The sequence below is a fragment of the Duganella sp. CY15W genome (assembly GCF_009857555.1).
In the GTDB taxonomy this organism is placed as follows: Bacteria; Pseudomonadota; Gammaproteobacteria; order Burkholderiales; family Burkholderiaceae_D; genus Rugamonas; species Rugamonas sacchari.
This window is the reverse complement of the sequence record NZ_WWCQ01000001.1, coordinates 420,132-442,790: the sequence shown is the minus strand read 5'-3', so window position 1 is coordinate 442,790 and position 22,659 is coordinate 420,132. Positions and strand designations below refer to the sequence as shown.

The following is a 22,659-nucleotide window of genomic DNA, read 5'->3' as shown; positions in this document are numbered from 1 at the left end:
GTTATGAGTTGATGATTAATGGTTGCAGTGTTCATCGTGCACGTGGTGGTGATGATCGCCGCTGTCGGTGATCTGGTCCACCACGAAGTCTACTACCTGGTCGAACGGCACCGTGGTTTGCTGCTGCTCGCCTTCCGCAGCGCGCATCGACTTGACGGCCGCGGTGTTGTTGGCCACTTCATCTTCGCCGATGATGATGGCATAGGCGGCGCCAGCGCCGTCGGCCTTTTTCATCTGCGACTTGAAGCTGCCTGCTCCGGCCAGCGTGGCGCCGTGCATGATGACGTCCAGGCCGGCGTCACGCAGACGCTCGCCCAGCACAAACGCCTGCAGCTGCGCCGCTTCGCCCTGGTGCACCAGGTAGACGTCGCACTGGTTAGGTGCTTCCGGCTCGCCCGCTTCTTTCATCAGCTCCAGCAGGCGCTCGATGCCCATGGCGAAACCGACAGCAGGCGTCGGCTTGCCGCCGAACGAGGCGATGAGCGGATCGTAACGGCCACCGGCGCACACAGTACCCTGCGAACCCAGCGAGTCGGTCACCCATTCAAACACGGTGCGGTTGTAGTAATCCAGACCGCGCACCAGGCGGGTATTGATCACGTACTGGATGTTGTTGTGGTCGAGGATCTTGCGCACGCCGTTGAAGTGGGCCAGCGATTCTTCGCCCAGGTAATCCATGAGCTTCGGCGCGGCATTGACCACGTCCTGCAGCGCCGGGTTCTTGGTGTCCAGGATGCGCAGCGGGTTGCTGTGCAGGCGGCGCTTGGCTTCCGCGTCCAGCAGGTCTTCGTGCTTTTCCAGATAGGCGATCAGGTCAACGCGGTGGCGCGCACGCTCTTCGGCGTCGCCGATCGAGTTGATCTCCAGACGGATTTCCGGCAGGCCCAGGTCGTCCCACAGGCGGCGGCACATGATGATCAGTTCCGCATCCACGTCCGGACCGGTGAAGCCAACCGCTTCGCAGCCGAACTGGTAGAACTGGCGATAGCGGCCACGCTGTGGTTTCTCATGGCGGAACATCGGGCCGGTGTACCACAGGCGCTTTGGACCTTCGTAGACCAGATTGTGTTCGATCACAGAGCGCACCGCGCCGGCCGTGCCCTCAGGACGCAGCGTCAGCTGGTCGCCGTTCATCGAGTCTTCGAAAGAGTACATCTCTTTTTCCACGATGTCGGTCACAGCGCCGATGGCGCGCTTGAACAGCGCGGTATCTTCCACGATCGGTGTGCGGATCTGCTGGAAGCCATAGCTCTGCACCACCGACTGCGCGGTATTTTCAAACAGCTGCCACAGATGCGAGTCGGTAGGCAGGATGTCGTTCATGCCTTTAACGGCGACGATTTTTTCGGTCTTAGACATATTCTTTGCTGTAGTTCTTCTTGACGTAATTCAGTACGATTTCCTGGAACTCTTCGACGATGCGTTCACCGCGCAGAGTTGCCACTTTGGCGCCATCGACAAACACCGGCGCGGCCGGCGATTCGCCCGTGCCCGGCAGGCTGATGCCGATGTTGGCGTGTTTGGATTCGCCCGGACCGTTGACGATGCAGCCCATCACGGCCACGTTCATCGCCTCCACGCCCGGATAGGTTTTTTTCCATTCCGGCATCTGGTCGCGCAGGAAGGTCTGGATGTTGTCCGCCAGTTCCTGGAAGGTGGTCGAGGTGGTGCGGCCGCAACCCGGGCAGGCAATCACCATCGGCGTGAATTTGCGCAGGCCCATGGTTTGCAGGATCTCCTGGCCAACCACCACTTCCTTGGTGCGGTCGCCGCCCGGTTCCGGCGTCAGCGAAATGCGGATGGTGTCGCCGATGCCTTCCTGCAGCAGCACCGACAGCGCGGCCGTCGATGCGACGATACCCTTGCTGCCCATGCCCGCTTCGGTCAGGCCCAGATGCAGCGGATAATCGCAGCGCTTGGCCAGCTCGCGGTAGACCGCGATCAGGTCCTGCACGCCCGAGACCTTGCACGACAGGATAATCTTGTCGCGGCCCAGGCCCAGTTCTTCCGCGCGCACGGCGTTTTCGATGGCCGAGGTAATCAGCGCCTCGTACATCACCTGCTGCGCGGTCCACGGGTTGGCGCGGCCGGCGTTTTCGTCCATGATGCGCGCCAGCAGCGCCTGATCCAGGCTACCCCAGTTGACGCCGATGCGCACCGGCTTGTCGTAGCGTGCGGCCACTTCAATCATCTGCGCAAACTGCGTGTCGCGCTTGGCGCCCTTGCCGACGTTGCCCGGGTTGATGCGGTACTTGGACAGGGCCTTGGCGCATTCCGGGTAGTCGTTCAGCAGCGTATGGCCGTTGTAGTGGAAGTCGCCGACCAGCGGTACGTCGACTTCCATTTTATCCAGCTGTTCGCGGATGTACGGCACCGCTTCGGCGGCTTCCGGACGGTCCACGGTCAGGCGCACCAGTTCCGAACCGGCACGCGCCAGGTCACGGATCTGGATCGCGGTTTCGATAGCGTTGGCGGTGTCGGTGTTGGTCATCGACTGCACCACTACCGGGGCGTCACCGCCCACCCAGATTTTGCGCTCGCCGTGCGAGATCAACACGCGGCGGCTGGCGCGGCGGTCGGTTGGTCCCGATGGAATAGCAGTTTGCGTCATGGTTCTAACTCTGTTTTTACTTAATGTTCACACGCGAAATCGTGCCGCCCGGGATCAGCGGCAGCGACAGTGGCGCACCACTCAGCGTGGCTTCCACGCCGCCTGGCTTACCGACGATCAGCAGCGCTGGATCCTTGATATCAAAGGTCTCGGTGCTGCCGGCCTTCACCACGCGCGAAATCAGCGAAGTGGTGCCTGGACGGCGGATCTCTACCCACGAATCCTCGTTCACCTTCAGCACCAGCTGATGCCCCGCGCCTGCCGCAGCAGGTGCTGCCGGTGCCGGTGCCGGTGCCGGGGCTGGAGCAGGCGCCGGCGCAGCAGCCACTGGCGCTGGTACTGGAGCTGGTGCAACCGCAACCGGAACTGGCGTCGGCGCAGGCGCAGCTTCGGCAGCGGCAGGCGTTGCCGCTTGTTCGCCACCTTGCGGCGGCACCGAAATCAGCGGCACGTTCTGCGTCTGCAGCGCGGTAGTTTCCTGGCCTGGCTTCACCAGCGTGGTGTCAATCGGCGCCGTCGTGGCTTCTGCCGGCTTGGTTTCTTCTTCCTTGCGCTCAAACAGCGAGGCTGGAATCATGCCGCTCTGGTAGGCATAAGCAGCCGCGCCGCCTACCACCACCACGGCGGCCAGGCCCACCAGCCAGCCAGCCGGACCGGAGGAGCGCCCCGTCATCGACGGGAAGCGCGATTCCGAGAACGACTGCGCCAGATCCTTGCGCGGCGCAACCACGACCTCGGGGCTGGTCGGCTGCGCTGCTTCAATCATTGCGACCAAGGGCGCCGCATCCATCTTCAATACCTTGGCGTACGCGCGTACAAAGCCGCGCGTCACCGCCGAATTAGGTAGCGCAGCATAATCGCCGGACTCCAATGCCTTCACCTGGCGCACGGCCAGTTTCAGCTGGTCTGCAATCTGTTCCACCGTCCAACCCATCGCTTCGCGCTGGGCCGCCAGCAATGCGCCGGGCGTAGCCTTGCCAGTGTTGCCCTGCTCCTGCGGCGGTTCTGCCCACTCAGAATTCATTGGTACCCCTGTTTCACTCATCAAACGCCCCACGTTGATAAGCAGCATACTCAGGCGAGCCAGGGTGGTGACGGCGCAATTGCGTCGCCCAACCAGATTCCGCACCCGTATCGCCCAGCTTATGCTGCACCTTAATCGCGAGCCACAGCACATCGGCCGTCAGGCTCTCCATCTTTGCCACCTTGTTCAAACGGGTGATGAAGAAATTGGCGCGCACATAATCGCCTTTTTCAACATAGACCCGCGCCAGATTGGCGTTGGTGGCCGGCAGGTCAGGCGTCAACTGCAAGGCTTGCAGCAGATAACGCTCCGCGCTGGCGTAATCCTTGATCTTCAATGCGCAAGAACCGGCGTTGTTCGCGGCACTGGCCGGCGAACGGTAACTCCGGTTATTCAGGGCCGCATCAAACAGCGGCATGGCTTCCTTCACACGGCCGGTCTGGCACAGAAAGGAACCATAGTTGTTGTCCAGCTCAGGGCTGTTCGGCGCCAGTTTGCGGGCACGCACGAAGTTGTCTTCGGCCAGGCCGTTCTCGCCCATCTGCTGGTAAATCAGGCCACGCATGCCATAGGCTTCGGCGTTGTTCGGATCCGCTGCCAAGGCCCGTTTGACTTCATCCAGCGCCACAGCATACTGGCCTTGCTCAAAATAGCCAATCGCCAGCTGCATGCGGATGTCGACCTTGCGCTGCGCTGCAGTCTGGTCGGACGCCGTTTGCAGTTCGGCCTTGCCGCTGTTGCCCGGCTGGGTTCCTGGCGAAGCGCAACCGGCCAGCACCCCTGCCGCGCACAGCGCGACAAGATGGAAGCGGCTAGGCTGCGCCAGGAAGATCATCAGGAACGGATCTCCACGATCTTGCCGAAGTTGGCGCCGAATTTATTCTGATACTCGGCCATTTTTTCCATCCGCTGCTGGACCTTGGTACGGTCCTGCACCTCGCCGGCCAGCTGGCCGCAGGCGGCGTCGATATCGTCGCCACGGGTTTTGCGGATGGTGGTGACGATGCCGGCATCGAGCAGGATCTGCGCGAAGGCGGCAATGCGCGGGTTCTTCGAGCGCAGCAGGCCCGATTCCGGGAAGGGGTTGAACGGAATCAGGTTGAACTTGCAGTTCACGCCGTACTCGGGGTGCTGTACCAGCGCCACCAGCTCACGTGCGTGCTGGTCGGTGTCATTGACGCCATCCAGCATGCAGTACTCAAAGGTGATGAAGTCGCGTGGGGCAAACTCGATGTAGCGTTTGCAGGCGGCCATCAGCTCCTTGAGCGGGTATTTTTTGTTCAGCGGAATCAGGCCGTTGCGCAGCTCGTCGTTGGACGCGTGCAGCGACACCGCCAGCGCCACCGGCACTTCCTGCGACAGCTTGTCGATCATCGGCACCACGCCCGAGGTGGACAGCGTGACGCGGCGGCGCGACAGGCCATAGGCGTTATCGTCCAGCATCAGCTTCAGCGCGGTGGCGGTCGGCTCGAAGTTGAGCAGCGGCTCGCCCATGCCCATCATCACCACGTTGGTGATCTGGCGTTCGCCTTTCGGACCGGGCTCGATGCCCTTGGTGCGGCGCAGTTCAAATTCCGCCATCCACAGCTGGCCGATGATTTCGCCCACGCTCAGGTTGCGGCTGAAGCCTTGCTTGCCGGTCGAGCAGAAACGGCAGTTGACGGCGCAACCGGCCTGGGTCGAGATGCACAGCGTGCCGCGGTTCTCTTCCGGAATGAACACGGTTTCCACGGCGTTGCCATTGCCGACATCCACCAGCCATTTGCGGGTGCCGTCGGTCGACGTGTGGTCGCTGATGATGGCCGGCGCCGCCACGAAGGCGCGGGTTTTCAGTTTGTCGCGCAGCGACTTGGCCAGATCCGTCATGCTGTCGAAATCCGACGCACCGAATTGGTGGATCCAGCGTTGCAGTTGCTTGGCGCGGAACGGCTTCTCCCCCAACTCGGCGCAATACGCGGTGAGTTGCGCGGGATCGAAGTCCAGCAAGTTGGTCAGAGGAGCGTTCATAATGGGGCTCAAAACAGTACTAATCATTTATCCCGTTTCCGCACCGCAGCGCGGAAACGGAATCCTTACAAATTACTTACCGAAGAAGTAAGCGATTTCAACAGCAGCGGCTTCAACAGCGTCCGAGCCGTGAACAGCGTTAGCGTCGATCGAGTCAGCGAAATCAGCACGGATGGTGCCTTTGTCTGCCTTCTTAGGATCGGTAGCGCCCATCAGTTCGCGGTTTTTCAGTACTGCGTTTTCGCCTTCCAGCGCCTGGATCATGACTGGACCGGAGACCATGAAGTCCACCAGGTCTTTGAAGAAACCGCGCTCTTTGTGCGCAGCGTAGAAACCTTCGGCTTCTTCACGCGACAGTTGCTTCATTTGCGCAGCAACAATCTTCAGGCCGGCTTCTTCGAAGCGGGTGTAGATTTTGCCGATCACGTTTTTTGCAACTGCGTCTGGTTTGATGATCGACAGGGTGCGTTCGATTGCCATTTGAAAAACTCCAATAAAAAGAAAGGTTTAAAACAATAATTGATAATCCAATCAACCTTTGATTTTACCATAGAACACCCCACATTCCGAATAAAGGGCCGTCGATAAGCTTGCAATAAGGCTATAAAGCCGATTTGGCGCGGGCATGAAGGCTGTTTAAGTCCGGATTAAGTGCATTTTTGGCATGTTTTTGCGTATTCTCTTCCCGACATGCTATGCTTTTATCAAAGCTTTACCTGAAATCCTTTACTGGAGGCAATATATGAACAACGTGCAAAACACCTACGATCTGGCGGGAAGCCGCCGATTGGTGCAGCATAACGTGCTGCGCAACACCTACTGGCTGCTGGCCCTGTCGATGGTTCCGACCGTATTCGGCGCGGCCCTCGGCGTGTCGCTGCATCTGCCACTCGGTGGCGGCATGATGGCACTGCTGTTCCTGGCAGTGGCGTTTGGCTTCATCTGGGCAATTGAGAAGAACAAGGATTCCGGCGTGGGCGTGGCCCTGCTGCTGGGCTTCACCTTCTTCATGGGTCTGATGCTGACGCCGCTGCTGTCGCGCATCCTCGGCTACTCGAATGGCGGCTTCCTGATCATGACCGCGTTTGGCGGCACGGCGGCCGTGTTTGCGACGCTGGCATCGGTCGCCACCGTCTCCAAGCGTGACTTCTCGGGCATGGGCACCTGGCTGTTCGCCGGTGTGATCATTCTGCTGCTGGCATCGATCGCCAACATCTTCCTGCACATCCCGGCGCTGGCAATTGTGATCTCGGTGGTGGCCATTGCGATCTTCTCGGCCTACATCCTGTATGACGTGCAGCAGATCATCAACGGCGGTGAAACCAACTACATCCGTGCCACCCTGGCACTGTACCTGGACGTGTACAACATCTTCACCCACCTGCTGTCCCTGCTGGGCATCTTTGGCGGTGACCGCGACTAAGCGCTTACCCCTCCTCTCAAAAAGCCGGCCGCTGCGCCGGCTTTTTTATTGCCGCTCCGTTCCTCGCACCTGGAAGCTGGTGGTGGCGACAGGCTTGGCGTTGGCGTCAATGAGGGCCAACCGGTGCGCGCCCGGTGTCGGCCGCCAGCTGTAGCTGACGCTGGCCTGACCCAGCGGCTCGCCATCCAGCTGCCAGCTCAAGCCCCGCCCTGCCTGCGCCTGGAAAAACACGCGCTGGGTGGCGTCGGGAATATCGGGGTCGAGCGCGATGATGCTGGCATCGCCGGGATACAGTATCTTCGGCCCGCGCTGGCCGTCCTGCACCAGCGCGATGAGCGGACTTTCGGTGCCGGCAATGAACCACTCGTTGCGCGCCGCCTCCACCGCCGGCTGGTAGGTGATCTGCTGGCGCACCACGCCGGCCGGCGCCTTGGGCGCACGGCTGCCCTGGCTGCGGTGCAGGTAATCCATCACATCACGCCACACCGGCGCCGCGCCGCTGACACCGGAAACATCCCACATCGACTGGCCATCGAAGTTGCCGACCCAGACGCCGACCGTGTAGCGGTCCGAATAGCCGATGCACCAGTTGTCGCGCATGTCTTTGCTGGTGCCGGTTTTGACCGCGGCCCAGAAGGTGGTCGCCAACTCATTCTTCAGACCGAAGGTCAGGCTGCGGGCCGCGCGGTCGGCCAGGATATCGCTGACGATGAAGCTGGCCCGCGCATCGAGCACGCGGCGCGGCGCGGCGGCGGCCCTGGGCAGCAGCGTCGCCTCGCCATACAAGCCGCCATTAGCCAGGGTGCGGTAGGCGTTGGTCAATTCCAGCAGCGACACTTCGGCCGAACCCAGTGCGAGCGAATAGCCGTAGTACTCCGCCGGCTGCGTCAGACTGCCCAGCCCCACGTCGCGCAAGCGTTCATGGAAGCGCTCCAGCCCTGTCATCATCAGCGTGCGGACGGCCGGCACGTTGAGCGAACTGGCAAGGCTGGTGCGCGCGCTGACATAGCCTTTAAAACCCTTGTCGTAATTCTGCGGCGCGTACATGCCGGACGCCGTAGAAATATCAATCGGCGCATCATCCATCAACGATGCCGCCGTCAGCTGCCTGCGCTCCAGCGCCAGTTCATACAGGAAGGGCTTGAGCGTGGAACCAGCCTGGCGCAGCGCCGCCACGCCGTCCACCTCGCGGCCGCCGGCATTGCCGACATAGGCGAGGATTTCGCCGCTCGCGTTATCCAGCACGATCACCGCGCCGTCATTGACATTACGGCCATTGAGCGCCGTCAGCTGCTGGCGCAGCACGTTTTGCGCGTGGCGCTGCAAGTTGGCATCCAGCGTGCTGCGCACCGCTTGTCCACTGCGCGTCAGCAGCTGCTGCGCCACTTGCGGCGCCGGCGGCAGATTGGCGGCCAGCTGCGGGCGGCTCATCGCAATGATGACGCGCAGCTGGATCTCGCTGCAGGTCGCTGGCAGGTGCAGTTCGTGCGCCAGGCCGCACGCGCGCTGCGCCACCACCTTCTGCGCCGCCGCCGGCCCGCGCAGCAGGCCGGCCAGGATCACCGATTCGCTCAGGTCCAGCCCGGACGGCGCCTTGCCGAACAGGCCGCGCGCGGCGGCGCCGACGCCTTGCAGCTCGCCGCGGTACGACACCAGGTTCAGATAGGCCTCGATGATCTGCTGCTTGCTCCAGCCGTCATCGAGCTCGCGTGCAGCTTTCACCTGATCCCACTTCTGCGACCAGTTGCGGCCTTGCGAGGTGGGCTGCAGCGCCGGGTCCAGCAGCGCCGCCAGCTGCATGGTGATGGTCGACGCGCCTCGCGGACGCTTGCGGAACAGATTGTCCCAGGCCGCCTTGGCCGCTGCGCTCCAGTCCACGCCATTGTGTTCGTAGAAGCGCTGGTCTTCCGCCTGTAGCACCGCTGCAGGCAATGCCGGCGAGATGTCGTTCAACGCCACCCACGGCAGGCGGCGCACCGCCATATCGATACGCAGCGACTGGATCGCTTCCCCATGCCGGTCCAGCAGCTCGGCATCCGACGAGCGATACACGGCGCGCACCTGGTCAAAGGTCGGTACCGCATGGGCAGCGGCGCTGGCCAGCGCCAGCGCCGCCATCAGGGGGCCAGTCCTCAGCTTCATTTCACACTCATTGCCGCATTCGGCAGCGCGCCAAACATCTCGGGGCTATACATGGCCTCCACGCGCGTCGGCGGCAGGTTGAACTGGCCCGGATTGTTCAGGCGTACCGTGTACTCCACGCTCCATTTGCCTTTCGGGACAAACTGGTAAAACGCGCGATAACCTTCAAAGGTGCGCTCCTGGAACGCCGGATAGGCCCAGCCGGTGTCCTGCTCGTCCGCACTCATGATCTGGGAGTCGCCACCCAGGCCGGAACCCAGCACCGTGGCGCTGGCCGGAATCGGATCATCGACCACCACCCAGGTCATATCCGACTGCGCTTCCAGGTCCAGATGCACGCGGTAGACATCGCCACGCGACCACGCACCGCGCACCTTCTGCTCCACCGGCGTGACGGTCTTGGCGATCTTGTAACCACTGGACAGCGGCGCCTTGAGCGGCAATGCCGACAAGGTCTGCACCGTCACCCACGGCTTGCCCGTGCCGGTATGCTCCAGTTCCAGCGGACCCGCGCCGCCGCGCGGCCACGGCAGCATCGCCGTGCCGCCGGCCGGCTCGCCGCCGTACGCGATGCTCTTGCTGGCATTGCCCAGCGTTGCGCCGGAGGTGCCAGCCACCTTGTCTTTCTCGAACACGCGCGAGAACTTGTCGATGGCCAGCACGCCCCAGGCGTTGGCCACGGTCGTCCCCCAGCGGCCCTTGTGCTGACGGCCCAGCGCACCGCGCGCCAGACGGCCGATATCATCTTTCCACGCCGGATTGTCCGCCATCAGCAGCAGCAGGCGGTTGGCATTGGCGTCCGCCGAAGACATGAGCCACCACCAGTCATCCGTACGTTCGGTAGAGAAGGTCATAGTGGTGCCCTGCAGATTGAGGCGCGAACGCAGAATCTGGTCGGCCTCTTTCAGGCGTTGCGCATGCTGCGGCAGCTTCGGCGAGCGTTGCAGGATCTGGTACCAGTCGATGACCGCCGATGTCGGCCACAGATTCGGCTGAATGCTGAACGATTCCAGCTCACTGGCGTTGACGGCCCTGGAGCGTGACAGCGCCGCCAGCGCAGCGATCTTGCGCACCGCCAGATCAGCGGTTGGCAACGCCGAGTTGCGCATCACCTTCCCTTGCACGAAGCCCAGCAGCGCCGACTCCATGCGTCCTTTCAGCGCATCGGGAATCTCATAACCTGCCTCATTCGCGGCGGACAGCACATACGCGGTCAGCGTATCGCTGCCCCGGTACATGCCGGAGAAGTATTTGACCAGGCCATCGGCATCCAGATGCGCCGGTAGGGTCTCCAGCGCCGCCTTCCACATCGCCTCATCATGCAGCGCGATGGAACGCGAGGTCACCTGTTCAAAGCAGCGGTAGGGATAGGCCAGCATGTAGTCATGCACGCCAGGCAGGTCGCCGCCCAGCTTGGGGCTGAACTGCACCTGCACGCCGCCACGGCCAGGCAAGGCGTCGTCCGGCGACTTGACCTGTATGTTCTGCTTGCGGTCCAGTTGCAGCAACGTCGCCTGCATGGTGGTCACGGGTACCGCCGGCACTACCTTCTGTTTCACCTTGAGCCGGTCGACGGATGCCGGGCCGCCGCCTTCCACGGCCGCGCTCACGTCCCATGCCAGCGTGGTTGCGCCTTGCGGAACCTGCACGTCCCACGCTACTTCACGCGCCTGCCCCGGCTCCAGCGCCACCTGCTGTGACGACAAGTCCTTGCCGCCAGCATTGGCGTTCAGCGTGGTCTTGACGGCGGCGTCGGTCGTATTGCGCAAGGTGAAGGTAGCGCGGAAGCGGTCACCCTCGCGCACCAGCGCCGGCAGGCCAGACAGCAGGATCAGGTCCTGCGAGCTGCGCACCTCCGTGCGGCCAGTACCAAACAGGTCTGCATCCGCACTGGCGATAGCGACGATGCGGAAGGCCGTCAGCGAGTCGTTGATGGGAACCTGCACGCTGGCCTCGCCATTGGCATCCAGGGTCACGCGCGCTTTCCAGAACAGCAGTGTATCGAACAGCTCACGGCCAGCGCCCTTGCCACCGCCACCGCCGGCCGGCACGGCTTTGCGGCCGAAGTGGCGCTTGCCGACCACCTGCATCTGCGCGGTAGAGGTGGTGACCTGCAGATTACGCTGCTCCATCATCGCTTCCAGCAAATCCCAGCTGGTGTTGGGCATCAGTTCCAGCAGGCCCACATCCACAGCCGCCAGCGCCACCTCGGCGCCAGCAGGCGGCACGGAACCATCCGGCCGCGCCACCTTGACCTTCACCGTCGCCTTCTCGCGTACCTTGTAGACAGGTTTGTCCGACGTCACCTGCACCTTCAGCTCATTGGCCGACCAGCCCACACGCAGCGGCGCGATACCCAGTTTGTAAGCAGGCTTGCCCAGGTCGACCAGCGCAGTTGGCTGCACGCCGTTCACGCGGCCACGCACCACCAGCGCAGACACGTAGACGTTCGGCGCATACTGCTTCTTCACCGGGATCGAAAATACCGGCTCGCTGCCCGACAGCGGGCGCACATAGGTATCGATCACGCCTTCGCGCTCCACCGTGATGAGCGCGGTCGCCTCGCGGAACGGCATGCGTACCTGAAAGGTGGCGGTATCGCCAGGTTCGTAACGCTTCTTCTCCGGCAGCAGATCGATGCGGTCGTTATCGCTCGCGGAGAACCACCAGTCCGCACCGTCGGCGACCCAGGTCTCGCGATTGGCGACCGCCACCCGCTGCTGCGCATCCTGTGTTTTAGCGCGCAGTATCAGGTTGCCCGATGCGGGTGCCTTGACCTGGCAGATCAGCAGGCCCTTGTTGTCGGTCTTGCCCTCGCAAGCGGCGCCCAGCGCCTTGATCTCGCTGCTGTTCTCGTAGGCGTAGAAACCGCCAATCAAGCGGCGGCGATGCGAGTACGACTGGCGCTGGAAGAAGTCCACCGATACCGGCGCATCCACCACCGGCTTGCCTTGCAAATCCAGTACCACTGCAGTGAACTTGAGCGCCTCCTTGCTCACCACCCAGCCATCCGGCTGGATGCCGATGACATAGCTGGAGGGCCACAGCGGAATACGCGTCGCCGAGGACAGGGTTTCGCCGTTGGCGTCCTGGTAGGTCATCTCCGCCATCAACTCCCGCGGGATTTTCACCTCGGGCAGTTGATCCAGCTTGACGCGCGCACCGCCTGCCTTGTCCAGCACCAGGCTGCGGGTCTTGATTGCGCCAGGGGTGGCGACTGCGTTCTCGTCACCTTCATACATGCCTTCGTCATCGTCGAAGCTGCCGCCACTGCGTTCAAGGCCCACCTTCACATCGCCGTTACTGAAGCTGAAGTCGGGATAGTCTTCAAAGCTTACGCCCTTGTCCTGCACCACGGTGCGCAACTGCACCGGTGCATCGCCGGCACCACCGCCAGACAAATAGCTCAGCTGCACATCCAGATCGACAGACGACACCTGCACCGCTGGCGACTTGGGTCCTTGCAGCAGCGCTTTCATGGTCGGCACGCGGAACTGCTCCACGCGGAAGCGGCCCGACGCGCGGCCGCCTATCATCAGCTCATACCAGCCTTGCTTGGCATCGGCGGGAATGGTCCAGGTGTTTTCCGCCGAACCGTTCGCACTCCATTTCAGCGGCAGCTCGTACTGCTGGCCACTACCCTCGTGGATGATGAACATATTGGCAGCCTGCTCCCTGGCTGCACGCACCAGGCCCTGCTCCATATGGCGGCGCATGAAGTGCTTCATGTGCACCGTCTCGCCGGCACGCAGCAGCGTGCGGTCAAACACCGTCGAGGCAATCACATTGTCTGCGCCGAAGTCGCCGGTTGGCAGGTTGAAGCGCCACATCTCAATGCCACGATCCCAGTCGGACAGGGTGAACGTCATGTCGCCGCCCAGCCGCGCGCTGATGAAGTAGCGGCCATTGCCATCGTCCTTGGCGCTCGGCAGGTCCTGGCGGATGTGGGCCAGCCCGCCGCTATCCGTCATGCCCTGCCACAGCTGCTTGCCCGTGTAGTCGCGCACCACGACCTGTGCCTGCGCCACCGGTTTGCCGTTATCCAGCGACGTCACCCACACCAGCGACGACTCGGCGCCATGCTTGAAGTGCGCCACCATATTGGTCACCAGCGCCGCTGCGCTGACGTAGGCAGGTTTGCGGCCCAGCGCCAGCCCGGCGCCCAGCTTGGGGCTGGCCAGCTCCACCACATAAAAGCCCGGCTTGCGCAGCGGGATGCCAACCACTTCAAACGCCTTGCCGCCACCCGGCTTGGGCATGGTGAAGCGTTCGACCCTGCCGACATTGGCGTCCAGCAGCGGCTTGGTCATTTTGTCGATATACAGTTCCTGCGGCTCCCAGCCGTAGCCGGACATGCGCTTGAGCCAGGAGATCACCTGCTGGTCGGACGATGCATCGCCATCATTGACGCGCAATGCGGCGCCGTCCACCTTGCTGCCAGCCAGGCTGGCCTCCACATTGCGCACGGTGACCGGCAGCAGCTTGTCGCCCTTGGCTTCGATGATGCCGAAGCGCGCGGGGAATTTGACCAGCGGCGGCTGCGCGTCGGTGCGTATCGCCATCGGGAAGCGCGCCTGGTTGACCAGTGCGCGGCCAGCATCGTCTTTCAGATTTGCCGGCAGCGACAGCGTGAGTTTGGCCTTCTCCGGGAACGGGCCTTTGATATTCAGCCACGTCAGGTATTCGCTCTTTTCGTCATCCTTTTCCAGCGCGGGCTTGAAGACTTGCCCACCCGGACCGGTGACCCTGACCGCCAGCGCATCCGCGCGCCTGACCGGCGCCGTAAACTGCAAGCGCATCGGCAGGAAAGGCACGCAGCCCGCATCGGCGCTCGCCCTGTCGCAGCTGAAGCGCGCAGTAAAGTCCTCGCGCGTTTTGTATGCCAGCGTTTGATCCTGGGAGGTGCTAATCCCGCTATCGGCGCTGATGCCCGCGCCCCACACCAGCGACACCCCGGTGCCCGGTGGCAGATTGCGCCGGCACTGCAGGACCGCCAGCGGCAGCTTGTCCAGCTTCTTGTTGTTGACGGATGCTGTGGCGCGCCATAGCACGCCACGCGCCTTGAAGTACACCGACAGATAGCGCTCAGTGAAGGACTTGCGCAAGTTCAGCACCTGCTGGCGTTCCGCACCCTGCAGCACGCGTACGCCGATTTTCTCGTTGATGCCATCGGCGCGGCACCAGGCATGCGCCGCCACCGTTTCATCACTGGCCGGTGCGTCAAGGCCCAGCAAAAAGATCTGCTGTTCGTCGATATAGCTGGAGCCTTCGCGCGGCACGGCCTCCACAATCGCAGGACCGCCGGTATCAAAGGCGAACTGGCGCTCGCCGGTCAGCGCCTTGCCGCTCAAATCCTTGATGCCGTCTTTCAGTGTGAAGCGGCAGGCGACGCCGGCGGGCAGGTCGCGGACAAAGTCGTAGCTCCAGTTCTGGCCATCGATCCAGCGTCCCTTGCCCTCTTCCGGACAATCGACCGTGAACGGATCGCCCAGGCGCATATCGCCCAAGGGGACCATTTGCCCATTGAAGCGCGCGGCTACCTGGCGTACGCCCTTGACGGTGCCCGACGGTGAAAACGAGGTGACTGAGGTGTCGGCCAGAACGGCCAGCGGACTGCAGAGCGCAGCGAGCGCGATAAGGCGGGACAGGAGGCGCATGCCAACTCCAGATGCTGAAAGTGAATCAGCTCAGTGTTGCGCACGCCTCCTGCAAAGTCAATAATATTAGAAGAAAAACATTAGACCAGATCGAACACCGCCATCGACTCGACGTGCGAGGTGTGCGGGAACATATTGACCACGCCGGCCTTATCCAGCTTGTAGCCCGCCAGGTGGACCAGCGTGTTGGCGTCGCGCGCCAGCGTCGATGGGCTGCACGAGACGTAGACGATACGCTTCGGCAGGAACTCCGGATGGGTGTTGCGCAGTTCGCCCAGCGCCGCCACCAGCGCCATGGCGCCATCACGTGGCGGGTCGATCAGCATGCGGTCGAATTTGCCCAGCGCGATCAGGTCTTCCGGCGTCACTTCAAACAGGTTGCGGTTGTAGAACGTGGTCTTGGCATCCAGGCCATTGGCCTTGGCATTGCTCAGGGAACGGTCGGTCAGCGCCTGACTGCCTTCGATGCCGACCACTTCACGCGCCAGCGTGGCCAGCGGCAGCGTGAAGTTGCCCAGGCCGCAGAACAGGTCGGCCACACGGTCTTCGGGCTGCACGTCCAGCAGGCGCAAGGCCTTGTGCACCAGCACGCGGTTGATGTGGTGGTTCACCTGCGTGAAGTCGACCGGCTTGAACGGCATGCGTACGCCAAATTCCGGCAGCAGGTAGTGCAGCTCCGGCTCCAGCGGATAAAACGGCGCGGCGGTTTCCGGGCCTTTGGTCTGCAGCCAGAACTGCACTTTGTATTCATCGGCGAAGGCCTTGATCTTGGCTTCGTCGTCGGCGGTCAGCGCGTCCATGATGCGCAGTACCAGCACCGTCACGTCCTGGCCGATCGCCAGTTCGATCTGCGGGACCTGGCTGTACAGGGTCAGCGAGCCAATCAGCGCGCGCAGCGGCATCAGCATATCCGACACGTGCGGCGGCAGGATCTGGCAGCTCTTGATGTCGGCCACGTAGACCGAGCGTTTTTCCTTGAAGCCGACCAGCACCGTGCCCTTCTTCTCGACCCAGCGCACCGACAGGCGCGCGCGATAGCGGTAGCCCCAGGTCGGGCCGTACATCGGACGCATGATGGTTTCGGACGTGACTTTACCGATGTGCCACAGATTATCTTCCAGCACGCGCTGCTTGATGGCCACCTGGGCGCTCGGCTCGATGTGCTGCATCGAGCAGCCGCCGCAATAGTCGAAGTGCTCGCACTTCGGCTTCACGCGCATCGACGATTCGCGGTGCAGCGCGGTCATCCTGGCCGCTTCCCAGTTTTTCTTCTTCTTGAAGGTCTCGAAGCTCACGCGCTCGCCTGGCAGCGCGCCTTCCACGAACACCACTTTGCCCGGCGAGCCGTCTTCATTGTCCTGCAGGTGGCCGACGCCACGGGCGTCCATGTCGAGCGATTTGATGTCGATGGTATTTTCTTGCATAGCGTTCAATATTGGAAAAAGAATGGCGCGGCCGGCCCGCGTGCAGGGGCAATATGATAGCAGAACAGGAAGGAACTACAGCAGGGAATCGCGGACTACGCCGCGCGCGGCCATCGCCCGCTTGAGTTTGACCAGCGCTTCCTGCTGGATCTGGCGCACGCGCTCACGCGTGACGCCCATCTCTTCGGCCAGAGTTTCCAGCGTGGCCGGGTCGTCGTTATCGAGGCCGAAACGGCGCATGATGACGATGCGCTGCTTGTCCGGCAGCTTGGTCAGCCAGTCGCGCACCAGCACCGTCATTTCATGATGTTCGGCGCGGGCGTCGGGACTGTCATCGCTGTCGCCGGGCAGCATGTCCATGAGCGAGGACTGGGGATCGTTGTCGAGCGGCGCATCGAGCGAGGTGGCATGCTCGGACAGCGCCAGGATGTCCTGCACCTCCTCCACCGGCCGGCCCACCAGTTCGGCGATGTCTTCGGCGGTGGCGTCCTTGCCGTTGTGGTGCTGGGCTTCCAGGTGGTATTTGCCGCGCAGGATCTGGTTCAGCTCACGCACCATGTGCACCGGCAGGCGCACGGTGCGGGCCTGGTTCATGATGGCGCGCTCGATGCTCTGGCGTATCCACCAGGTGGCGTAGGTCGAAAAACGGAAGCCGCGCTCGGGCTCGAACTTGTCGATGGCGCGCATCAGGCCGATGTTGCCCTCTTCGATCATATCCAGCAGCACCACGCCGCGGTTGATGTAGTGCTTGGCAATCGACACCACCAGCCGCAGATTGTGCTCGATCATGGTCTGGCGCGCGCTGAAGTCGCCGGCCTTGGCCAGCGTGGCGTAATGGACTTCCTGCGGCGCGGTCAGCAGCGGGCGGGTGCCGATCTGGTTCAGATAGTGCTGCGTGGTGTCGGTGGACAGTTCGGCGGCCAGCACTTTCTTCAGCTCGTCGACGGTTTCCAGCACCGTGCTGCCTTCAGGCAGATCGGCTTCGTCCGCACCATCAATTGCGACATCCTCATTCGCTTCGTCCCGGAAATCGTCCGGGAGAGCGTCGTCATCCATTTGATCGTGCGGCGTATGTGTCATGGTTCAGCTAGCGGTTAGGCAGGAATCTGGACGGGTCCACCGGTTTGCCTTGCTGTCGTATTTCAAAGTGCAGCTTGACGGAGTCGGTATCGGAATCACCCATTTCCGCAATCATTTGCCCCTTGTTGACGCTTTGCCCTTCCTTGACCAGGATGGTCCGGTTGTGCGCGTAGGCCGACAACAAATTATTACTGTGCTTCACAATAACGAGATTACCATATCCGCGGATGCCGCTACCGGCATACATCACTTTTCCTGCCCCGGCAGCCACGACCTGCTGACCGGCCTTGCCGGCGATGTCCACGCCCTTGTTCTTGCCTTCGTCAAACGTGGCGATCACCTTGCCTTCCGCCGGCCAGATCCAGGTCAGGCTGGCATCGTCGGCCGCCATGGCCGGTGCGGCTGGCGCGGCCGGCACCGGCGCCGCTGGACGCGTCGCGGCCGGCGCTGGCGCAGGCGTTGCCGCAACATCCTTGCCGGTATCGGCGCGTTGCAGCTCGGCCAGATTGGCTTCGGAATAGGGTTTCTTGTCGCCTTTCGGGCTGGTCTTCTTGACCACCGGCGGTGGCGGCGGCGTCTTGTCGGATGGCGGCATGACGACAGCAGCGGTTTCGACGCCGCTCACATTCTCGGGCGGCAGTACGCGCAGCACCTGGTCAACCTTGATGTCGTTGGGGTTGGACAGATTGTTCCAGGCCACCAGGTCGCGGTAGTTCTGGCCGAACTCCAGCGCAATGCGGATCAGGGTATCGCCCTTTTTCACGGTGTACAGGCCGCGCTCGTCGCGCGCCACCTGCGCCGTTTCGCTCGGGGTGGCGGGTTTGACGGCCGGCGGGATCGTGCGGTCTACGACCGGGGCCTGATTAGGAGGAGTGGTACACGCGCTTAATAAGGCAAGCGCAAAGCTCATTGCGAGCAAATTACTTTTATTCGTCATTCTCATCGTATTGTCTAGTGGTGCGGGCGCTAAACCACGCCCGGACGCAAAGGCACAAAGTGGCAATCTTCCAGCGTTTCGCTGGTCCACTCCGTCTTGCCGATGCGGGTAATCAGTTCCAAATGCTGTGAGCGGGACCCCACTGGCGCGACCAGGCGACCGCCGATGGCCAGTTGTTCCAGCAGGGCTTGCGGCACTTCCAAACCGGCCGCGGCCAGAATGATACCGTCAAATGGAGCGGCTTGCGGCAGCCCAAGCATACCATCTCCGTAATGCAGACGCAGGTTCGGCACGCGCAGCGGCCGCAAATTGGCCTTGGCCAGCTCGTGCAACGGCTTGATGCGCTCGATGGAATACACCTCTTGCGCCACGCAGGACAGCACGGCGGCCTGGTAGCCGCAGCCGGTGCCGATCTCGAGCACGCGCCGGAGCTGGCCACCGTTGCGCATCACCTCGATCATGCGGGCGACGATGTAGGGCTGGGAAATGGTCTGGTGATGGCCTATCGGCAGCGAGGCGTCGATATAGGCTTGCGGCGCCAGGCCTTCATCCATGAACAGATGGCGCGGCACGGTTTCCATGGCGCCCAGCACGACCGGGTCCTTGACGCCCTGCTTGGCGATGCGCTGCACCATCGCACGGCGCACCGCATCGGATACCAGCGGATTCTGGCGCGGCGCCTGCACCGGCGCGGCCTGCGCCCGCTCCATCGCATAACTGTGCGACTTGGACGGCGTGGCAACCGGGCGGGGAGCGGGATACAGCGGCGGCGCATGGCGCGCAGCATTTTGGGTGGCGGTTTGCGGTGTTGCCACCGGCGCGAATACCGTTGCCTTCTTGGCCCCCTTGTCGACTACTGAGGACAGCGGCAAGGGAAAGGTACGGTTTTTTTCGGTCATGCCAAGGCCTTTGCCAATGCATCGAGTTGGGTGGTGTGCGTCAGATCGACTTGCAGCGGCGTGATCGATGTGCGGCCATGGGCGACAGCATGGAAATCCGTGCCCTCCCCTGCATCCTTGCATGCACCCGGTGGGCCGATCCAGTAAATATCCCTGCCGCGCGGGTCCTTGGCCTTGATCACCGGCTCCGACTGGTGGCGCCGGCCCAGACGGGTGGCGGCCAGCACATTCAGCTGCTCGTAAGGACGATTCGGGATGTTCACGTTCCACAAACAGGGGCGCGGCAACGTTTCATAATAACGCTGGATAATGTCGCGCGCATGACGTGCGGCATCATCGATATGCTCCCAGCCGTATGCGCCCTGGGAAAAGGCGATGGCGGGAATGCCAAACAAAAATCCCTCGGTGGCGGCGGCAACCGTGCCGGAATACAGCGTGTCGTCCCCCATATTGGGACCGTTGTTGATGCCGGAAACCACCAGGTCGGGCTTGTAATCGAGCAGCGCCGTCAATGCCACGTGCACGCAATCGCTGGGCGTGCCGTTGACAAAGTAAAAGCCATTGGCCGCCTGCTGTACCGACAAGGGCCGGTCCAGCGACAGGGAGTTCGATGCGCCCGAGCGGTTGCTGTCCGGCGCCACCACCACGATGTCAGCGATGGGGGCGAGCGCACTGGCCAGCGCATTGATACCGGGCGCCAGGTAGCCGTCGTCATTGCTTATCAGGATTCTCATACAGGGGATTTTACCCGAAGCAATGGCCGCACTGCGCATGGCAGAGGCCCGGAAAACATATAAATTTCTATCACCGCGGCGGACTGCGCATGCCGGCCAGATGGCCGTCCAGCGCCAGCAATTCATCCGGGGCGTGTGACCACAAACTATGGGCTGGCAGCGGGTTGCGCGGCCGCAGCGGCCGGACCAGCGCATCGCCGTAGTCGTCCATGGCGGCATTCTGGTGCAGTTCGGTCACCATGGGCAGGTCGGCGGATGGCATCCCCAGCTGCAATTGGACTTCCACGAGCTGCTCGCGCGCCTTGAGAGTATCCCGGTGATCCGGCCCCAGACGGAGCAAATGGGCATGCAGCACGGCTTCCAGCAGACTGCGGGCCGCGTCCAGCTCCTGCATCTGCACCAGCGTCTGCGCCAGCGCCGTCTTGCTGTGCAGTGTATCCACATGCTCGGAACCCAGCATGCGCTTGCGCGCCGCCAGCACATGCTCCTGCAGGCTGCGCGCGTGTTCGGTTTCGCCGCGCCGTAGCAGCAGTTCCGCGCGCACCGCCTTGGCGGACAAGGTCAGCAGATGCTCAGGCCCCAGCAGGCGCAGATAAATATCGATCACCGCATCCTGTATGGCCAGCGCCTCGGCGACATGCCCCTGCTGCCCCAGCGTGGTGGCCAGGCTGGTACGGGCGGACAAGGTGTCAAAATGTTCATTCCCCAGCTGCCGCTCACGCGCCTCCACCACGCACTCATCGAGAAACTGCGATTCATCCAGCCGCCCCTGCTGGCGCAAACCGGCCGCCAGGTAAGCTTTGCTGGACAACGTATCAGGATGGTCTTCGCCCAAGACGCGCTGGCGCAAACCGAGGCTTTCCTCGAAACAAGCCAGCGCTTGCCGCAAGCTGCCATCGCGCCGGTACAACTCCCCCAGCAGATTGAGATTGTGCGCGAGTGACTGGGCAACAGCGCGCGATGCGACGCCGCCCTCCTCTAGCGCCTTGCGCGCCTGATTGATCGAGCCCAGCAGATGAATTTCACGGCTGCACTGCCACGGAAAATAGCCCGGCGCCAGCCAAGCAAGAAACGCTTCGAAAGTACGCGTCAGCGAGAAACGGTCGCCGCCCTGATCCAGCCGCACCGCAAGCTGCTCGCCATAGGCAAAAGTACGGGTCTGCTGCAGCTGGACTTCGTCAAAATAGCTCTCCAGCGACACGTCCTGCATGCCATAGCATTCGCCGATCAGCTCCTCAAAGCTAGGCTGGTAACCGAAAATGCGCTGACGCTCGTCGCCGCGCCGCCACTGGGCACGCTGGGCGCTATCGGCCATTTCCATACGCGACGGCAAGGGGTAGACCAGCAAAGGCCGCTGCTCGTCTTCGTGACTGCGCCGATAAGTGGTGGCGCGTGTCACCAGCGCCTGCACGCCTTCCAGACTCTGACGGTTGGGCGTAAACACCACGACGAGCTTACGAGGAAGCAAGGTGGTGCAGATGCCGGCGCTATCGCTGCGGCCAGTACGCGAATCCACCAGCACATAACGGAAATGCCGGGTCAGCCGCTCGGCAAAGCATCGGAACAGCGCCGGGCAACTATTAAACAGCTCCTCCCAGCGCAGGCCGGCGAGCCGCTCGCCATAACTGTCGTCAAACCGGCCGGCGCGCATCAGGTAGAGCTGGCTGCTCTGGTCAACACGGCTCACATATTGCTCCCAACCAACAGCTGCCAATACTTCATGGGCGAGTTCTTCATCGTCCAGCGCCATGGTGCCGCTGCGGCGACGCTGCAACTGCTCGCGGCAAGCCTCAAACAACTCCAGCACCCCCGGCCTAGGCTCGGGATGGTGGTCAAAATAATGGTGCAAGCCGGGCGCCTCCAGGTCCCAGTCGATCATGAGCACGGGCGTGGTGGCATTCTGCTGACGCGCCATCAACACCGCTATATTGGAGAGTGCCATGGTGCGACCGGTGCCGCCCTTATAAGAATAGAAAGTAATGACTTCGCCGTTGGTGCTGAGCGGCGGCAGCGACAAGGGAATGGATTCCATGGCAAACCTTTAGCGAGGGAAGTGTGGAGGAGGAATGACACGCCATTCCGGCGGGATTTCCGGCAACACAAAACGACTGCAGTCATGCCCCGGCGGCGTGCTTCGTTTTAGACAGTGGTAATGCTCGGCAATGCGGTGGACGATTTTTTCAATGTCCGGTATGAAATCTGGATTGGTTTTCAAGTCGCCGCTGGCCAGCGTGTAGCGGGAAAAATCCACATACATGCCCGGCCCGGCAATTTGCGGCGGCAAGCCGACCGGATGGCGCGTCATGATGACGGGGATAATCAAATGGCTGGGCAGCGTGTACCACTGTTTGCGCTCATGTTCGATAAGTTGCATGGCTGCAAACTCCCGGCGGGTATAGCCGTGGGCTTCGTATTTTGGTGTATAAATGGCAATCATGCAAACGCTCTCACACAAAGCGCGCGCGATTTTTTCATCCAGATCATCTCCGCCGCCGAGTTGCTCACTGTCAACAAATAACTCGTCTTCGTTATCAAAATGCGGTTCCAGATAGCATTTCAAGGCATCGACCAGATCGTCCTTGAATTTGCTCATGTAGGCATGCTGGCCATGGGCATAACTGAAAAAGCAGCCGTGACGGATAGTCATGACATCCTCCCTGCGTTTAACCAACTCTAACAAGCCAGAATGCAGACACTTTGCGCCAGCACAAACGTGTGCCA

The 22,659-nt window shown here is 62.3% G+C and carries 16 protein-coding genes; 1 reads left to right on the top strand and 15 read right to left on the bottom strand.

Annotated elements, in window-relative coordinates; all coding sequences use genetic code 11:
* Positions 1–15: 15 nt before the first annotated feature.
* From hisS to ndk, 6 genes are all read right to left on the bottom strand, one after another.
* A complete protein-coding gene (gene hisS / locus GTP58_RS02020; protein WP_072780815.1) occupies positions 16–1,359 on the bottom strand; it encodes a histidine--tRNA ligase in 1,344 nt (447 codons plus the stop codon).
* Positions 1,352–2,611, bottom strand: a complete 1,260-nt coding sequence (ispG, locus tag GTP58_RS02015; protein WP_072780817.1) for a flavodoxin-dependent (E)-4-hydroxy-3-methylbut-2-enyl-diphosphate synthase — start codon at positions 2,609–2,611, stop codon at positions 1,352–1,354. Before ispG ends, hisS begins: the two co-directional genes overlap by 8 nt.
* A 16-nt stretch (positions 2,612–2,627) precedes the next feature.
* Positions 2,628–3,635, bottom strand: a complete 1,008-nt coding sequence (locus GTP58_RS02010) for a RodZ domain-containing protein (RefSeq protein WP_161076076.1) — start codon at positions 3,633–3,635, stop codon at positions 2,628–2,630.
* A gap of 13 nt (positions 3,636–3,648) precedes the next feature.
* Positions 3,649–4,470 carry a type IV pilus biogenesis/stability protein PilW gene (gene pilW, locus GTP58_RS02005; RefSeq protein WP_161076075.1) on the bottom strand — a complete coding sequence of 274 codons (822 nt, stop codon included), beginning with the start codon at positions 4,468–4,470 and terminating at the stop codon, positions 3,649–3,651.
* The gene (gene rlmN / locus GTP58_RS02000) at positions 4,470–5,642 is read right to left on the bottom strand and encodes a 23S rRNA (adenine(2503)-C(2))-methyltransferase RlmN (protein WP_072780822.1); all 1,173 of its coding nucleotides are present in this window, start codon (positions 5,640–5,642) and stop codon (positions 4,470–4,472) included. Before rlmN ends, pilW begins: the two co-directional genes overlap by 1 nt.
* Before the next feature lie 72 nt (positions 5,643–5,714).
* A complete protein-coding gene (gene ndk / locus GTP58_RS01995; protein ID WP_072780823.1) occupies positions 5,715–6,122 on the bottom strand; it encodes a nucleoside-diphosphate kinase in 408 nt (135 codons plus the stop codon).
* Positions 6,123–6,384: 262 nt separating this feature from the next.
* On the opposite strand from ndk, the gene GTP58_RS01990 reads away from it, so the two are divergent.
* Positions 6,385–7,065 (top strand): Bax inhibitor-1/YccA family protein, encoded by a 681-nt coding sequence (locus GTP58_RS01990; protein ID WP_161076074.1) that lies wholly within the window; start codon positions 6,385–6,387, stop codon positions 7,063–7,065.
* A 45-nt stretch (positions 7,066–7,110) separates the two neighbouring features.
* Here GTP58_RS01990 and pbpC read toward each other — a convergent pair whose 3' ends face one another.
* The 9 genes from pbpC to GTP58_RS01945 form a co-directional block, all read right to left on the bottom strand.
* Complete coding sequence (pbpC, locus tag GTP58_RS01985) at positions 7,111–9,207, bottom strand: penicillin-binding protein 1C (RefSeq protein WP_161076073.1); 2,097 nt, start codon at positions 9,205–9,207, stop codon at positions 7,111–7,113.
* Complete coding sequence (locus GTP58_RS01980; protein WP_161076072.1) at positions 9,204–14,864, bottom strand: alpha-2-macroglobulin; 5,661 nt, start codon at positions 14,862–14,864, stop codon at positions 9,204–9,206. Before GTP58_RS01980 ends, pbpC begins: the two co-directional genes overlap by 4 nt.
* An 80-nt stretch (positions 14,865–14,944) precedes the next feature.
* Complete coding sequence (gene rlmD / locus GTP58_RS01975; RefSeq protein ID WP_072780830.1) at positions 14,945–16,288, bottom strand: 23S rRNA (uracil(1939)-C(5))-methyltransferase RlmD; 1,344 nt, start codon at positions 16,286–16,288, stop codon at positions 14,945–14,947.
* A gap of 75 nt (positions 16,289–16,363) precedes the next feature.
* Complete coding sequence (rpoS, locus tag GTP58_RS01970) at positions 16,364–17,368, bottom strand: RNA polymerase sigma factor RpoS (RefSeq protein ID WP_072780831.1); 1,005 nt, start codon at positions 17,366–17,368, stop codon at positions 16,364–16,366.
* 7 nt (positions 17,369–17,375) lie between these two features.
* Complete coding sequence (locus GTP58_RS01965) at positions 17,376–18,305, bottom strand: peptidoglycan DD-metalloendopeptidase family protein (RefSeq protein WP_072780833.1); 930 nt, start codon at positions 18,303–18,305, stop codon at positions 17,376–17,378.
* Positions 18,306–18,334: 29 nt separating this feature from the next.
* Complete coding sequence (locus tag GTP58_RS01960) at positions 18,335–19,204, bottom strand: protein-L-isoaspartate(D-aspartate) O-methyltransferase (RefSeq protein ID WP_161076071.1); 870 nt, start codon at positions 19,202–19,204, stop codon at positions 18,335–18,337.
* A complete protein-coding gene (surE, locus tag GTP58_RS01955) occupies positions 19,201–19,938 on the bottom strand; it encodes a 5'/3'-nucleotidase SurE (RefSeq protein ID WP_072780836.1) in 738 nt (245 codons plus the stop codon). The genes GTP58_RS01960 and surE overlap by 4 nt, the downstream gene beginning before the upstream one ends.
* 70 nt (positions 19,939–20,008) lie before the next feature.
* Positions 20,009–21,970: a KGGVGR-motif variant AAA ATPase gene (locus tag GTP58_RS01950; protein ID WP_161076070.1), complete on the bottom strand. Its 1,962-nt coding sequence runs from the start codon at positions 21,968–21,970 to the stop codon at positions 20,009–20,011.
* A 9-nt stretch (positions 21,971–21,979) separates the two neighbouring features.
* A complete protein-coding gene (locus tag GTP58_RS01945) occupies positions 21,980–22,585 on the bottom strand; it encodes a toll/interleukin-1 receptor domain-containing protein (protein ID WP_161076069.1) in 606 nt (201 codons plus the stop codon).
* Between the last annotated feature and the right edge of the window lie 74 nt (positions 22,586–22,659).

What these genes read in the sequence shown, in the direction of transcription:
- hisS (WP_072780815.1), bottom strand. Translation starts at nt 1,359, where the DNA reads ATGTCTAAGACCGAAAAAATCGTCGCCGTTAAAGGCATGAACGACATC.
- ispG (WP_072780817.1), bottom strand. Translation starts at nt 2,611, where the DNA reads ATGACGCAAACTGCTATTCCATCGGGACCAACCGACCGCCGCGCCAGC.
- GTP58_RS02010 (WP_161076076.1), bottom strand. Translation starts at nt 3,635, where the DNA reads ATGAATTCTGAGTGGGCAGAACCGCCGCAGGAGCAGGGCAACACTGGC.
- pilW (WP_161076075.1), bottom strand. Translation starts at nt 4,470, where the DNA reads ATGATCTTCCTGGCGCAGCCTAGCCGCTTCCATCTTGTCGCGCTGTGC.
- rlmN (WP_072780822.1), bottom strand. Translation starts at nt 5,642, where the DNA reads ATGAACGCTCCTCTGACCAACTTGCTGGACTTCGATCCCGCGCAACTC.
- ndk (WP_072780823.1), bottom strand. Translation starts at nt 6,122, where the DNA reads ATGGCAATCGAACGCACCCTGTCGATCATCAAACCAGACGCAGTTGCA.
- GTP58_RS01990 (WP_161076074.1), top strand. Translation starts at nt 6,385, where the DNA reads ATGAACAACGTGCAAAACACCTACGATCTGGCGGGAAGCCGCCGATTG.
- pbpC (WP_161076073.1), bottom strand. Translation starts at nt 9,207, where the DNA reads ATGAAGCTGAGGACTGGCCCCCTGATGGCGGCGCTGGCGCTGGCCAGC.
- GTP58_RS01980 (WP_161076072.1), bottom strand. Translation starts at nt 14,864, where the DNA reads ATGCGCCTCCTGTCCCGCCTTATCGCGCTCGCTGCGCTCTGCAGTCCG.
- rlmD (WP_072780830.1), bottom strand. Translation starts at nt 16,288, where the DNA reads ATGCAAGAAAATACCATCGACATCAAATCGCTCGACATGGACGCCCGT.
- rpoS (WP_072780831.1), bottom strand. Translation starts at nt 17,368, where the DNA reads ATGACACATACGCCGCACGATCAAATGGATGACGACGCTCTCCCGGAC.
- GTP58_RS01965 (WP_072780833.1), bottom strand. Translation starts at nt 18,305, where the DNA reads ATGACGAATAAAAGTAATTTGCTCGCAATGAGCTTTGCGCTTGCCTTA.
- GTP58_RS01960 (WP_161076071.1), bottom strand. Translation starts at nt 19,204, where the DNA reads ATGACCGAAAAAAACCGTACCTTTCCCTTGCCGCTGTCCTCAGTAGTC.
- surE (WP_072780836.1), bottom strand. Translation starts at nt 19,938, where the DNA reads ATGAGAATCCTGATAAGCAATGACGACGGCTACCTGGCGCCCGGTATC.
- GTP58_RS01950 (WP_161076070.1), bottom strand. Translation starts at nt 21,970, where the DNA reads ATGGAATCCATTCCCTTGTCGCTGCCGCCGCTCAGCACCAACGGCGAA.
- GTP58_RS01945 (WP_161076069.1), bottom strand. Translation starts at nt 22,585, where the DNA reads ATGACTATCCGTCACGGCTGCTTTTTCAGTTATGCCCATGGCCAGCAT.